The organism is Nonomuraea sp. 3-1Str (assembly GCF_031570565.1).
In the GTDB taxonomy this organism is placed as follows: domain Bacteria; phylum Actinomycetota; class Actinomycetes; order Streptosporangiales; family Streptosporangiaceae; genus Nonomuraea.
In genome coordinates this window covers 293,134-305,753 of sequence record NZ_JALHBK010000001.1, presented here as the reverse complement: position 1 = coordinate 305,753, position 12,620 = coordinate 293,134, and the positions used below count along the sequence as shown (strand labels likewise).

9 protein-coding genes, 1 tRNA gene and 2 pseudogenes are annotated in these 12,620 nt (G+C 67.8%); 8 read left to right on the top strand and 4 right to left on the bottom strand.

Annotated features, from left to right (window positions below; all coding sequences use genetic code 11):
* The first annotated feature begins 172 nt into the window (after positions 1-172).
* The gene (locus MTP10_RS01695) at positions 173-2,248 is read left to right on the top strand and encodes an endo-1,3-alpha-glucanase family glycosylhydrolase (RefSeq protein ID WP_310707135.1); all 2,076 of its coding nucleotides are present in this window, start codon (positions 173-175) and stop codon (positions 2,246-2,248) included.
* 1,079 nt (positions 2,249-3,327) lie between these two features.
* Here the strand turns inward: MTP10_RS01695 and MTP10_RS01690 are convergent.
* On the bottom strand, positions 3,328-3,828 hold the full coding sequence (locus tag MTP10_RS01690; RefSeq protein WP_310707134.1) for a YajQ family cyclic di-GMP-binding protein: 501 nt from the start codon (positions 3,826-3,828) through the stop codon (positions 3,328-3,330).
* 262 nt (positions 3,829-4,090) lie between these two features.
* On the opposite strand from MTP10_RS01690, the gene MTP10_RS01685 reads away from it, so the two are divergent.
* Both MTP10_RS01685 and MTP10_RS01680 read left to right on the top strand, forming a co-directional pair.
* Positions 4,091-4,172 (top strand) — tRNA-Tyr (locus MTP10_RS01685).
* A 291-nt stretch (positions 4,173-4,463) separates the two neighbouring features.
* Positions 4,464-4,817 carry a DUF2809 domain-containing protein gene (locus MTP10_RS01680; RefSeq protein WP_310707133.1) on the top strand — a complete coding sequence of 118 codons (354 nt, stop codon included), beginning with the start codon at positions 4,464-4,466 and terminating at the stop codon, positions 4,815-4,817.
* Positions 4,818-5,390: 573 nt separating this feature from the next.
* Here the strand turns inward: MTP10_RS01680 and MTP10_RS01675 are convergent.
* Both MTP10_RS01675 and MTP10_RS01670 read right to left on the bottom strand, forming a co-directional pair.
* A complete protein-coding gene (locus MTP10_RS01675) occupies positions 5,391-5,678 on the bottom strand; it encodes a hypothetical protein (protein WP_310707543.1) in 288 nt (95 codons plus the stop codon).
* A 116-nt stretch (positions 5,679-5,794) separates the two neighbouring features.
* Positions 5,795-6,052, bottom strand: a pseudogene (locus MTP10_RS01670) (integrase core domain-containing protein); the annotation flags it as partial.
* A 6-nt stretch (positions 6,053-6,058) separates the two neighbouring features.
* Here MTP10_RS01670 and MTP10_RS01665 point away from each other — a divergent pair.
* From MTP10_RS01665 to MTP10_RS01655, 3 genes and pseudogenes are all read left to right on the top strand, one after another.
* A pseudogene (locus MTP10_RS01665) lies at positions 6,059-6,609 on the top strand (DNA translocase FtsK); the annotation flags it as partial.
* A gap of 495 nt (positions 6,610-7,104) precedes the next feature.
* Complete coding sequence (locus tag MTP10_RS01660) at positions 7,105-7,293, top strand: hypothetical protein (RefSeq protein WP_310707132.1); 189 nt, start codon at positions 7,105-7,107, stop codon at positions 7,291-7,293.
* 93 nt (positions 7,294-7,386) lie between these two features.
* A complete protein-coding gene (locus tag MTP10_RS01655; protein WP_310707131.1) occupies positions 7,387-7,998 on the top strand; it encodes a hypothetical protein in 612 nt (203 codons plus the stop codon).
* Positions 7,999-8,387: 389 nt separating this feature from the next.
* On the opposite strand, the gene MTP10_RS01650 is transcribed toward MTP10_RS01655, so the two are convergent.
* Positions 8,388-8,720 carry a hypothetical protein gene (locus MTP10_RS01650; RefSeq protein WP_310707130.1) on the bottom strand — a complete coding sequence of 111 codons (333 nt, stop codon included), beginning with the start codon at positions 8,718-8,720 and terminating at the stop codon, positions 8,388-8,390.
* A gap of 545 nt (positions 8,721-9,265) precedes the next feature.
* Between MTP10_RS01650 and MTP10_RS01645 the strand changes: the two genes are divergently transcribed.
* Together MTP10_RS01645 and MTP10_RS01640 are read left to right on the top strand one after the other, a co-directional pair.
* Positions 9,266-9,655, top strand: coding sequence for a nuclear transport factor 2 family protein (locus MTP10_RS01645; RefSeq protein WP_310707129.1), 390 nt, complete (start codon positions 9,266-9,268; stop codon positions 9,653-9,655).
* A 322-nt stretch (positions 9,656-9,977) separates the two neighbouring features.
* Positions 9,978-12,320, top strand: a complete 2,343-nt coding sequence (locus MTP10_RS01640) for a DUF4132 domain-containing protein (RefSeq protein WP_310707128.1) — start codon at positions 9,978-9,980, stop codon at positions 12,318-12,320.
* The last annotated feature ends 300 nt before the right edge of the window (positions 12,321-12,620 follow it).

Sequence of the window (12,620 nt, the reverse complement as noted above, 5' to 3'; positions counted from 1 at the left end):
CAGCTGGAAAGGGCTTCCGGCAATGGTGAAGCGGAGCCGTCTGATCGCCTGCTTCGTTCCAACCGGAAACCGGTACAGGGATGGGCCTCTCCAGGACATGGTGGTGATCTTGTCTGGCCGGAACGCACGGATATGGTGATCCACAACTTTCCGGATGCACAGGAGGTTCACCTTGTCGATCCCGCGACGGCCGTTGCTGGCCGTCACTGCCACCGTGGCGTACGTGGCGGCCACCGGCTTATCGCCGGCGGCCGCCACGGCGCCGGTGAGCGCTGTGATTCAGGCATCCGATGACGTGTTCATCAGCCAGGCTGCCCCAGAAACCGTGTACGGCAGCGCCGAGTGGATGTCGGTCTGCGTCAAGACATGCAACGACGCCACCAATGCCGAGCGCCGGGCGCTGATGAGCTTCAAGGTGTCCGGGGTCCCGGCCAACGCCCAGAACGTCACCATGACGCTGCAGGTGAGCGCCGCCCGGACGAGCGCTACCACCGTCTCCGCGCACAAGGTCAGCGGCACGTGGTCGGAGAGCGCCACGAACTGGAAGACGCGGCCCACGTTCGGGACGACGGCGCTGGCGACGCGTACCGGATTCACCGCCGGTGCGGTGGCCGCCCTGGACGTGTCCAAGGCCTACACCGGCAACGGCGCCTACTCCTTCGGCCTGACCGCCTCCGCGGGCCCGGTCGCCGTGCTGCACTCCTCGCGCACCAGCGGCAAGGGGCCCAGCCTCAAGATCACCTACACGGTGGGCACGAGCACCGCGACCCCGACCCCGACACCGAGCGGATCCGCCACTCCCACGCGGACACCGACCACGTCGCCGTCCACCACACCGACCACGTCCCCGTCGCCGACCGCCGAGCCCACGGCCAGCGCCACCTGTCTGCCTTTCGACAAGCCTTCGGCCGCCGCGCTGCGCGAGTACGACAAGAAGGTCTTCGCCTTCTACTTCCCGCCCTATCCGCTGTCCGTCGACAACAAGGACCCGGCCAAGGACCAGTACGCCTCCTGGCTCGACCCAGCCGGCTCGAGCGGCATGTACGCCGCGCAGGGCGGCCACTCACGTGACCGGCCGCTACCGCGCCCGGTGCGCAGCGGCGACTGGCGGCAGGCCGACTTCGAGGTGGAGATCCGGCAGGCGATCGCGGCGGGGATCGACGGCTTCATCTACGAGCACCACACCTCCGCCTCCGACCAGCGTTTCAACCAGTTCCCCAAGCTGCTGGCCGCCGCCAAGGCAGTGGACCCGGGTTTCCAGATCATGCTGAGCCCCGACTTCCCGACCGCCAAGGGCGCCGCGCAGGACAAGGTGATCAGCGACATCCTCATGGCCAAGGGCCACCCCTCGCTGTACCACCTGTCGGACGGCACCATCCCGCTCGCGCCGTTCTACCCGGAGCGCCAGACGCCCGCCTGGTGGGACGAGCTGCGCACGAAGCTGTCCGCGCAGGGCATGAAGACGGTGCTGGTGCCGATCTTCCTGGACTGGTCCGGGTCGGGCAAGACCGAGTGGAACAACTCCGTCGCCGGCTACTCCTCCTGGGGTGTGCGCTGGCAGAGCTCCACCGACGGCTACCGCAAGGCCGGCCTGGAGGCCGCCAAGCGCGGTCGCTTCTACATGGCCCCGGCGGCGCTGGAGGACGTACGTCCGCGTGACAAGCGCTATTGGGAGCCCTCCAACAGCGGCACCCTGCGCCAGTCGTTCATCAAGGCGCAGGAGGGTGGCGCGGACATCATCTCTCTGCTCACCTGGAACGACTACGCGGAGTCGTGGCTGGCCCCGTCCGTCGAACGCGGCTACGCGCCGCTCGACGTGGTCGCCTACCACACGATGTGGTTCAAGACCGGCAAGTGGCCCACGATCAAGCGCGACGCGCTGTACTACTTCCACCGCAGCCACCGCACCGACGCGCCGTTCGACGCCGCCAAGCAGACGATCGGCCCCATCGCCATCCCCTACGGCGACAAGGCCGCCGACGAGGTCGAACTGCTCGCCTTCCTCAAGGAGCCCGGCACCCTGACGATCACGCAGGGCGGCGATGTGCAGACCAAGGAGGTCACCGCCGCCGGCATGGTGTCCTTCAAGGCGGCGCTGAAGCCCGGGACCACGCCGGTCTTCGAGCTCAAGCGGGACGGCAAGGTGATCCAGACCGTCAAGAGCCACACGCCCATCAAGCAGAGCGTCGTCTACCAGGATCTGATCAACCACGCGGGCGGCGGCCCGAACTGCCGGCGCCCCCTGTAACCACCACAGCCTTCCGGCCCTTGAGCCGGAAGGCTGTCCTATGCCGCAGCGCGGTGCGAGGCCCGTAGCGGGCCGGGTCGCCACGGCGCCGATCGCCTTGCCAGGATCGGGTCGATAACTTCGTGGCCGAGCGTGCCCTTCCTGCTCCCTCGACGTCTGGTCGAGCACGTGCTTTCGGTCACTGGGTCTTCAGCGGTGCCGCCGCCCACCGGGAAACAGGCCCGCATTGCGATCGCCGCCGGAGAGCCAGGCGAGTACAGTCTCGCCAGGCCGTCGGCGTGGTTCGGCCGCGGAGCGAGCACGGCATCGGCTTCCTCAGGGAGGAAGCCGCTGATCACTGCAACCCGAAGTCAGGGTGCTCCCCGCGCCGCAGGGATGGTCGCGAACTGCGCCACATCCCAAGAGCTCTTTTCATCAGCAACGGCCTGACGGCTGTCTTCGACGAGTTGGCGGACCAAGATCGGCCCGCACGGAAGCGTGTGAAAATACACGCATGGGACGAACGACCACCAGCGGCCCGGTCTTACGCTGGGCAGCGATGCGCCTGGCCGGCGCACTTCTCCTCGTGGGGCTCTTCTGGCTCAAGCCCGGCGAGGACGATCGGTTCGCTGACTCGGCCTCCAGATGGAGGCCGTTGCCCGCACGTTGGGTAAGGACGAGGTGCTGGGGCGTCGGACAGTCGGCGTCCTGACGTTCAATACGGTCTACCGGGACGGCGACGCGGTCGTCTTCTCCCTCAGTGGCAGCCACCGCGCGTACATATGGAGTCCCGACAGGAGGCCGGGCGACACCTTGCGCACCCTCGTCGGCCCAGCCGTCGCGTCGCCAAACTGCTGATCACCACGCACATGCTGCTTTCCGGGCTGATCCACAAGGGCGCCTCCGTGAAGACCGTGCAGCTTGCCCTCGGCCACTCCACGCCGATGGTCACGCTGAACACATACGTGGGGGAGTTACCCGAGGCACAGGAGAGGACGCGTGCCCTGGTGGACAGCGCGTTCGGCCGTGTGCCCCGGATGTGCCCTCCGCGGTCCCCGTAGGGCTGAAACGCCAGTTCAGAGTCCCGAAGCAGGCCCTTGTTACCGGTAGTTGACGAACTGCAGCGCGATGTCGAGGTCCTTGCCCTTGAGCAGGGAGATGACGTCCTGCAGGTCATCCTTCTTCTTCGAGCTGACCCGCAACTCCTCGCCCTGGATCTGCGCCTTGATCCCCTTGGGCCCCTCGTCGCGGATCAACTTGGAGATCTTCTTCGCGTTCTCCTGGTCGATGCCCTCCTTGAGGCTGACCAGCATGCGGTACTCCTTGCCCGACAGCTTGGGCTCACCCGCGTCCAGGATCTTCAACGACAGACCCCGCTTGACCACCTTCTCCTTGAACACGTCGAGGGCGGCGTTCGCCCGCTCCTCGCTGTTGGCCTTGATCTCGATGTTGTCTTGCCCGGACCAGCTGATGCTCGCCCCTGTGCCCTTGAAGTCGAAGCGGTGCCCGATCTCCTTGACCGTCTGGTTCAGCGCGTTGTCGACCTCCTGGCGGTCGATCTTGCTGACGATGTCGAAAGACGAATCGGCCAAAACGCACATCCTCTCAGCTGCGTACGCATGTCTGCGGTGTCCGGCCCCGGTCTCAGGGCTCGCCGACCACGCATCGCGCCCCCGTGAACACGGACCCAGCGCACGAGCCTAGCCAGCATCGGCCCGCAGTGCAGTCCACCAGGCCCGTACCCCTCCACCCTGCCACCACCCACAGCCTCCGCGACGGCGATCCCCGACGGTACAAACCGGTGTCACGTGCACCCCGGAAGTCCGCTATTCTTCTGTCTGTCGCCGCGAGAGCGGAAGACACGGCAGGTTGCCCGAGTGGCCAAAGGGAGCGGTCTGTAAAACCGTCGGCTCAGCCTACGCAAGTTCGAACCTTGCACCTGCCACGCCAGCAGAAAGAGGCCCTTCACCAGCGGAAACGCGGTGAGGGGCCTCTCTCGTTGATCGCCCGTTAATGCCCGTGGTTCCCCCTGTTTTCCCGTGGCATCTGGCACGGATCTGGCACGGCGATCGCCCGCGTTCGGTTGCCCCGTGCGGACGCACGCACCCCTCCCGCCGGATCTTCCCGTCGCCGTCGTCCCACCCGTCAGGGGAGCGGGCCAAGGTGACGAGCTCTATGATCAGGTTCGTCCTGATTGTTGAGATTCGGAGAAGATGTCAATCTCATGCGCCGCGCCATGGTCCTTCTGGGTGGCGTCGCCCTCGCCATCGGCGCGTTCGTCCTCTTCTACCGGGGCCCGGGACAACCGTTCATCCGCGGCTACGTGAGCGACGTCGGCGCCACCATGCTGGTCTACGCGTTCTTGGGGCTGTTGTGGCGCACCACCGCCGCACGTCGCACCCTGGCCACGGCCGCGATCGCCGCCGCCGTCGAGTTCTACCAAATAGTCGGCATGACCCCGCCGGGCATCGGCGGTGTCCTGGTCGGCGCGTTCCCCGACCCATGGGACCTGGTCGCCTATGCCATCGGTGTGGTCGCGGCCCTGGCCTGGGAACGCCGATTGGTCCGATCCGATGATCAGGCCGGCTGACTCTCGAACGCCACCCCATCGGCACGCTGACGGTACGGATGCCCCCACAGCGGCGAGGTCATCGGGTTCGTCCTGCGCGGCGGCCAGCCGTCGCAAAGCAGGACCGCCGTATCTTAGGACAAGCCGGCGTGTCGCGCCGCGTTCTTCTTGATCGCGGTCAGTCATTGTCGTCCTTCCAGGAGCTCCGGTAGAAACGGCAAGAAAGTGACCGCGGCTGGAGACGACCCGCTGGACGGTAACAGGCCCGGACGGACAGGTGGGTGATGGTCCCGCGGGGCGGGCGCCGCGGAGCGTGGCGCACTGCTGCTTCGGAGTGGGCAGACTGCGATGCGCAGCAGTAGCCGGTGTTCGTCCATGACTTGAGCGGTGATGCCGTCCAGGCGCAGGGTGACGCGTTGGCCGGCTAGATGGGCGCCGATGCACAGGGCGTGGTTGGCCAGGCTGACGGTGCCTATCGAGCTGACCATCCTGTCGATCTCCACCGCCGTACTGTGGTCGTCGGCAGGTGCGGGGAGGGCTCGGGTGGCCGGGTGAGCCCGACCGGAGGCGAGCAGGGCGGTCAAGTCTTTGACCTCAGCTGGGAGGCACGCTTTTCACTCGGCCGCCGGCTGCGGTGAACACATGCAGATGGTCGGTGCTGATCAGCATGGTGATGGGCAGTCCGGCCCGCTCGGGGCCGAGCCAGGCCTGCTGGCGGCCGATGGACAGGTTGCCGGAGGCGGGCACGACCCGCTTCACCTCGACGACGTGGGTGGCCAGCGGGTCGAGCAGCGGGTCGGACACGACGGGCTCGCCCGAGGTGGGCTTGGTGGGGCCGGTGTCGGGCACCGGGGCCAGGTTGGGCGGCAGTTGCAGCGGCATCTCCTGCTCACCCGACGGGCACGCTTCGGCCGGGGGCCGGTGAAGAACCTGTCGGAGGGACAAGCCATGTCCAGCGCCTGATGCGGGCGGGCGGTGTTGTAGTAGTCGGCAAAGCTGTCCACCGCCTGTTGGGCCGCCTCGATCGAGTCGAACGGCAGCGCCTCATCCAGCAACTCCCGGCGAACCGTCTGATGGAAGCGCTCGATCTTGCCCGTGGTCGTCGGAGATCGCGGCTGGGTATGCCGCAACGTCACGCCGTTCTCCCGGCAGATGCGCTCGAACAACACCTCGCCGGCCCTCGGCCCGCCCGACCGGCCGGTGAACTGCTTGCCGTTGTCGGTCAGCACCTCCAGCGGCACCCCATAGGAGCGCATCGCCCAGTCCGCATCACGCAGCTCGCCCTCGCCGCCGGCATCCACCTTGTCATCGCCACCCAGCGGCCCTCCGTGGACGTCGTCACCGGCCTCATCAAGGCCAACGTCCCCTCCCGGCTGGCCTTCGCCGTCCCTGCCGATGGGCGCCCAACGACCCATACGCGTCCAGAACGCGTTCGTCTCGGAGAAGGAGATCGCCGAGATCGTCGCGCATTGGAAGGCCCCGCGCCGCCAGCACACCGCCGCCCCTCGACCAGCTCACCCCCGCCCCCGCGTCCGCCGCGCCGAGCGAGGACCTCGGTGACGACGTCGACCTGTTCGTGCAGGCCGCCGATCTCGTCATCACCACGCAGTTCGGCTCCACCTCGATGCTCCAGCGCAAGCTACGCGTCGGCTTCGCCAAGGCCGGACGACTCATGGACCTGCTCGAATCCCACCGCATCGTCGGCCCTAGCGAGGGCTCCAAGGCCCGCGAGGTGCTGGCCAAGCCCGACGAACTCCCCGACCTCCTGGCACGCCTCGTGCCCGGCTACGCCCCCAGGGAGGACACGCCGTGACCCCACACCGACGTCCAACCAGGTCGCCGAGATCATCAACCGGACGCTCATCGCCGAACTCGGACCCGACGTCATGGACCGGCCCGGCCGCAGTCTCGGCGACACCGTCATGCAGGAACTCGCCAACGCGGGTCTCGCCGTGATCGACATCGACGCCGAAGCTGAGCGGCTCGCCGACCAGACCATGCTGGGCGGCATCTCCGTCGACGGCACCCGCGTCACCCTCCGCATGGTGCCGCCCGAGGAGATCGCCGCCACATGGCTGTACTTCGCCCAGTCGACGCTGGGCGACGCCGTCAACTACGCCGAGTCGGAGTACGAACTCCCCCGGCGGCCAACACGCACCCCGAACTCCTGCACTCCATCACCATCCCCCTGCACCCCCGACCGGCGAGGCCCGAGAGCGGTACACCATCACGGTGCAGCGCGTCGGCAAGCTGCCCCCACGATGCGCGCATCCTCGCGCAGGCCCGCGCCGAGCAGCTCGCCGCGGAGGTGGAGGTCTTCAAGGCGCCGCCGGGCTTCCGCAACACCAACCACGAGCAGCGCCTCCAGCAGTTCTTCACCGACACCATCACCGAATTCCGCGACCAACCCGACCGGGCAGCTCACCAGGTGATGCTGTACGCCCAGTCCGCTATGTGGGCGGTGCAGCGGGGAGAAGCCCGTTGGGATGAACTTTAGGTAGATAAAATGTCACTCTGGGTAACATTAGCGAGAGGGTCGGCTGCCCCCCGATTCGTCACTATGAGTCATGGATCATTTTCAAGGAGCGAAGTGAGCGACGCGTTCCCATCCGGCAAGTTCTTCCGCATCGTCAACGAGGGCACCGGGCTGTGCCTGGCCGCCGCACACGGGGGCACCACCCACGGCGCCCAGAAGGCACAGGACCGCTGGACCGGCGAGGAGGGCTACATCCCCTACTCCCACACCAACGACCAGGTCCTCACCCTCCGCACGCCCACGGGCCACCGGGGCGAGGTGTGGTTCTTCAGCGAGATCAAGAACACCTACGGCGACGAGGACTGGCACCTGGTCAACGTCAACAAGGACATCCGCAGCACCTTCACCCTCCACGTCGGCCCCCTGGACGGCTTCTCCCAGCCGGTCGGGCTGGGCCTGATCGGCTGGGGTGTGCAGGGCCAGACCCAGTGGAACTCCGGCGGGGGGATGATCTGGCCGCGCCCGCATGAGGACAAGGTCGCCACCGTCCTGTCCGACGGCCACGGCAACCACCAGGCCGTGCTGGCGGCCCTCGGTGGCGCCAACCAACAGTGGCGCTTCGACCAGGTCGAACTGTCCGGCGAAGCCGTGCCCACCCGCAGAAAGGGCATCTACGAAACGAGCCCGCCGGGCACGGATTTGTCCAAGTGGAGGGACGTCCTCTAAGCGGCTGACGCATCCTGACCCCCAATGGGTGGTGGCGGGGCCCGCCCCCGCCGCTTACCTACGGGGGTGTCCTCCTCGAGCGGGAAGTTGCCCGCAGCGAGCGGCGTTGTACCGCCACGTGACAGGCCCGGTTCCGCGGGAAGGGCGCCTTCGCGCGGAACCGGAGCGGTCAGCTTCGAGGTGCCGGCTTTTCGGGGCCGAGGAGGATGGGTCCTTGTGTGAAGGGAGCCGGATGTGCCGGGTCACGCACCGCCCGGAAACCGGGATCGCCTGCCGCCTGGATGGGCGGGGCGAGCCCCGAACTCATCCCGAACGCCCAGACCGGAACCCGGAGTCGGGCACCGCAGCCGTCACCCGCTGTGGCCTTCCGCAACGCTCTGCTTTGCGGCTCATGACACGGACCCGAGTGGAGGAACTACCAGGACGGCGTTGGTCTGCCTCTCGCGCAGATACTCCTCCCGGGGAAGGGCCCTCCCTGCGGGCGCGCAGCGTCGCCTTCTCCACCCGCAGGTCGGCGTTCTCGGCGCGTAGCCGGTCGGCGTCCACCGCCTCAACCGGCCCGTCAACCGAGTGATGGTCTCGTACGCGCGGCCCAGGTCAGCCCGCACCTCCTCCGACTGCTCGACCGCCGTGCGCGCCTCCTGGCGGGCGGCGTCGAGCTGCCGGCGGAGCTGACCGATGTGACGCTGGCGGCTGGCCAGACGCTTGAGGATGGTCACCACGCGGACACCTCGGCAAGGATGTCCAGCCCGGCCTTGATCTCCGCGGAAGTGACTTCTTTCAGCTCGTTCGGCATCGCTGACGGCGCCGTCGAGTCGGGCATGATCGACGGCGGGGGAGGCGGGTTCTCCTCGTCCTGGTGCGGCAGCTTCGTCTCATCATGGTCGAGCGGGATGCCGGCGGCCGCAGCACCTCGCGCAGGATCTCGACCGCGGTGCGCAGCCGCTTGGCGTTCGCGTCCGACAGCACCCGCCCGGCTTTGACCTCCCAGCCGCCGGTCTGTGGCTTTTGTCGAGGCCACCTCGGGCCAGGTCCGTGCCCGAAGTACGTACCGACTATCTAGAGACCCTGAGGCAGGGCAGGGGCTCAGGCCGGATCATCAAGCGCAAGCTAAAGAAGATCCAGTACCGCCCGCACCTGATCAATGGATGCCTGGAACGGACAGGCTTGACCCTCGGACCAGAGTGATCACGCGGCCGACTCTACGAATTCAACCTGTTGTACTCTGTTCACTTCGCGCGGGATTGATCGCTGGAGAGGGTTCCTCATGGCGGACCACACCACCCTCATTGACGAGTTGGCCAAGGCCGAACAGCGCCTGCAGGCGGCACAGCTCGCCGGAGACGTCGAAGAGCTGGACCGGCTGCTCGACGAGCGGCTCGTCTTCACCGGACCGCCGGACAACCAGTGCCACCCGGATGCCAAGCAGCTCGATCTCCACAACCACCGCTCACGAACACTGGTCCTGACGAAACTCCTCCAGGAAGACCTCACCGTGCTCGTTGTGGGGGACACCGGCGTCACCTGCTTCCTCGGCACGCTGGAAGGCAGCGTCGCCGGAACGCCGTTCGCCGGACGGATGAGTTACACGCGGACGTGGGTTCATACGAACGAGCACGGGTGGCGCATCCTGGCCGCCCACGCCAGCCCGGCGTAAGCGGGTGCGCAGCACAGGCTGACTGGCCTGCCGAGTATGGGGCGTACTTTCAACAAGCCTCGGCGGAGGAAGTTGCGGGCTCCCGCCGTCCGCCTTCTTCGGGACTGTACGGGTCTTCGGCTCTGGCTCATCTTGATGCCGGATGCTGGGCACGTCCCCGGATCTGATCTGCGTGTCAAGCCGCTAAGAGGTCCTAACAGAATGATCTCTGTTGTGCTTTGATCTCTCGCTTACATGTCTCGGATCATGGCGTGGGGAATCTGTCGGCTCCGGCTGGTATCCATGATCACCCAGCGTTTCCGGGCATGAGTGGAGCCGTGTGATGACGTCAGCGGGCGGATGGGACTACCTGGATCCGGCCACGAGGGCCGCCTACCAGCGGTTCGACGAGCTCACTGAGCAGGGATTCGAGCCCGGCCCCGGCGTCGACTGGCGGATCTACGGCACTTACGCGCAGATGAAACTCTGGCTGGGGCCCGAAGGCGGCCACGACTACGACGAGCGGGTGCTGCGCGTGGTCCGGTCGGTGGCCGAGCGCGACATCGACTTCTCCTACCGGGAAGCGCACCACCTGATGGAGCGAGCCGGGTACTGGGTGCGGCAGGGGCACACCCGCTACGAGGAGTTGTTCCGGATCCCGCTCGCGGCCGCCCGCCGGTTCGACTACCAGCGGCGCCGGGACCTGCTGCGCTGGCTGACGGCGGGGCCGCGGCTGAAGGACGCACGGGCGCTCCTGGCCGAGCAGGTTGCCGAGCTGCTCACCGAACCGGCCGAGCACGGCCCGGCCGGGGTGGTCCGGACCGAGATCGGGGACACCGACCACTTCGCCCGCATGCTGGCCGAGGAGTACGGCCCGCGCCTGGTCGAGGTGCTGCCGCTGTTCCGCCACTGGAACACCGCCCGCTCGACCAGACCCAGCGCCCGGTGGCTGAGGGACGCCGCGCGGATGCTCACCCCCGGCGCGATCGCGCTGGTCCGTGAGCTACTCACGCGGCTGGCGGCCTACCGGGGCGGAGACTGGGTTGTCCACTACGACCACGAGGAGTGGCGGGACAAGGTCTTCCTCAGGGAAGACACCATCGTCCTGGTGCGCGGCATCCTGTGGAGCTGCCAGGTCATCGACGAGCGCTGGGTGACCTCGCTCGTCACCGACGTCGCGATGACCTGCGGCACCGGCAGCAACGGGATGGGCTCCACGTGCCGCTGCGAACCCGTCACCAACGCCGCCGTCGGCGTCCTGGCCCGCAGGGGCGGCCTCGACGTGATCGTCCCGCTGTCCAGGATCCAGGCGAAGGTGCGCGCGAGGTCCGTACAGAGGAATCTGAGCCTCGCCCTCGACACGGTGGCCGGCGAGAACGGGCTGACCCGCGAGCAACTGCTCGATCGGACGGTCCCCACCTTCGGCCTGGACACCGGCGGCGTCCGCGAGGACAAGATCGGCGACTACCGGGTCAGGCTGTCCGCCGACGTGCCCGCCTTGCGCTACATGAACGCCGCCGGCAAGACCGTCAAGTCGCTGCCGAAGGATCTGCGCGCGGAGCTGTCCGATCTGCGGGCCATCGTGAAGGAGCTCAAGCTGGCGCAGGCGGCCGTGCGGTCCCGCTTGGAACAGGCGATCGTCCATGAACGGACGTGGCGCTGGCGCGAGGTGAGCGAGTACTTCCTCGACCATCCCGTCACCGGCCCCTACGCCCGCACCCTGGTCTGGCAGATCGCCGGCGGCCCGGCGGCCCTGCCGGTCAAGACCTCCGACGGCTGGGAACTGGCCGGCTACAGCCCCGCCCCCGACGCGGTGGCAGGCCTGTGGCATCCGATCCACGCGACCGCCGACGAGGTGGCGGCGTGGCGCGACCATCTTCTCGAAGGTGGTGTACGCCAGCCGTTCAAGCAGGTCTTCCGCGAGATCTACCTGCTGACCCCCGCCGAGGAGCGGGCCGGCACCTTCTCCAACCGTTTCGCCGGCCACATTCTGCGCTACGGCCAGGCCCGGACTTTGCTGGGCCAGCGCGGCTGGACCGGCCGGTCGATCGGCAACTGGGGCTACGACAACGGCGGCGACCAGGGCGAGGTGGTGCGCGACCTGGCAGGCTGGCAGGCCCGATGGGCCATGCACACCGTCTCCGTCCCCGGGGCCGAGACCGCCATGCTGTGCGCCACCGAGGGCATCACCTTCCACCGCGACGGGCAACCGGCGTCGATGGCCGATCTGCCGCCGCTGGTGCTGTCGGAGATCCTCCGCGAGGCCGACCTCGCCGTGGGCGTGGCCTCGGTCGCCCGCGACGACCAGGCGCTGATCGGCCACGAAGGTTATTGGCGCTCCCACGGCTTCGGCGAGCTGACCGAGACGGCCAAGATCCGGCGCGAGGTGCTGGCGCGGCTGCTGCCGAAACTGAAGATCGCCTCCCGGGTGGAGCTGACCGACAGATTTCTTCTTGTCCGGGGTGATCTGAAGACGTACAAGATCCATCTGGGGTCGACGAACATCCTGATGGAGCCCAACGACGCGTACCTGTGCATCGTCCCGGCGAGCGGGCGCGCGGCCGGATCGGTGTTCCTGCCGTTCGAGGACGATGGGGGGACGCTGTCGCTGGTCCTTTCGAAGGCGTTCCTCCTGGCCGACGACACGGCGATCACCGACCCGACGATCACCCGGCAGCTCGGCTGAACTACCCCCCTACACCGTCGCATCAGATTCCCGGGAGTTACCAGCCGCCTGGGCAGATCGGGCGTCCTCAGCCGGTGCCCAGTCCGGGGTCGAGGAACGCAGGGTCAGCGGTCGGGTCAGCAGCTCTCCCGTTGTGTCCCGCTGTCCATGGTCATCGACGGCGGGCTACGGCCATCCGCGGCTAATGCGCGGCTAGGTTCTGGGCAGCGTGAAGGTCAGCGTTGGAGTGATCGTGCGATCTGTGGTCTCGGGGGTTGCCGCCCCCGAACCGCTGCCCCGCGAGGACACCGTCCGCCTGCC

Excerpts from the sequence above, each read along its gene's own strand:
- MTP10_RS01690 (WP_310707134.1), bottom strand. The coding sequence starts at position 3,828 with ATGTGCGTTTTGGCCGATTCGTCTTTCGACATCGTCAGCAAGATCGAC.
- MTP10_RS01680 (WP_310707133.1), top strand. The coding sequence starts at position 4,464 with ATGGTCCTTCTGGGTGGCGTCGCCCTCGCCATCGGCGCGTTCGTCCTC.
- MTP10_RS01675 (WP_310707543.1), bottom strand. The coding sequence starts at position 5,678 with ATGCCGCTGCAACTGCCGCCCAACCTGGCCCCGGTGCCCGACACCGGC.
- MTP10_RS01645 (WP_310707129.1), top strand. The coding sequence starts at position 9,266 with ATGGCGGACCACACCACCCTCATTGACGAGTTGGCCAAGGCCGAACAG.
- MTP10_RS01640 (WP_310707128.1), top strand. The coding sequence starts at position 9,978 with ATGACGTCAGCGGGCGGATGGGACTACCTGGATCCGGCCACGAGGGCC.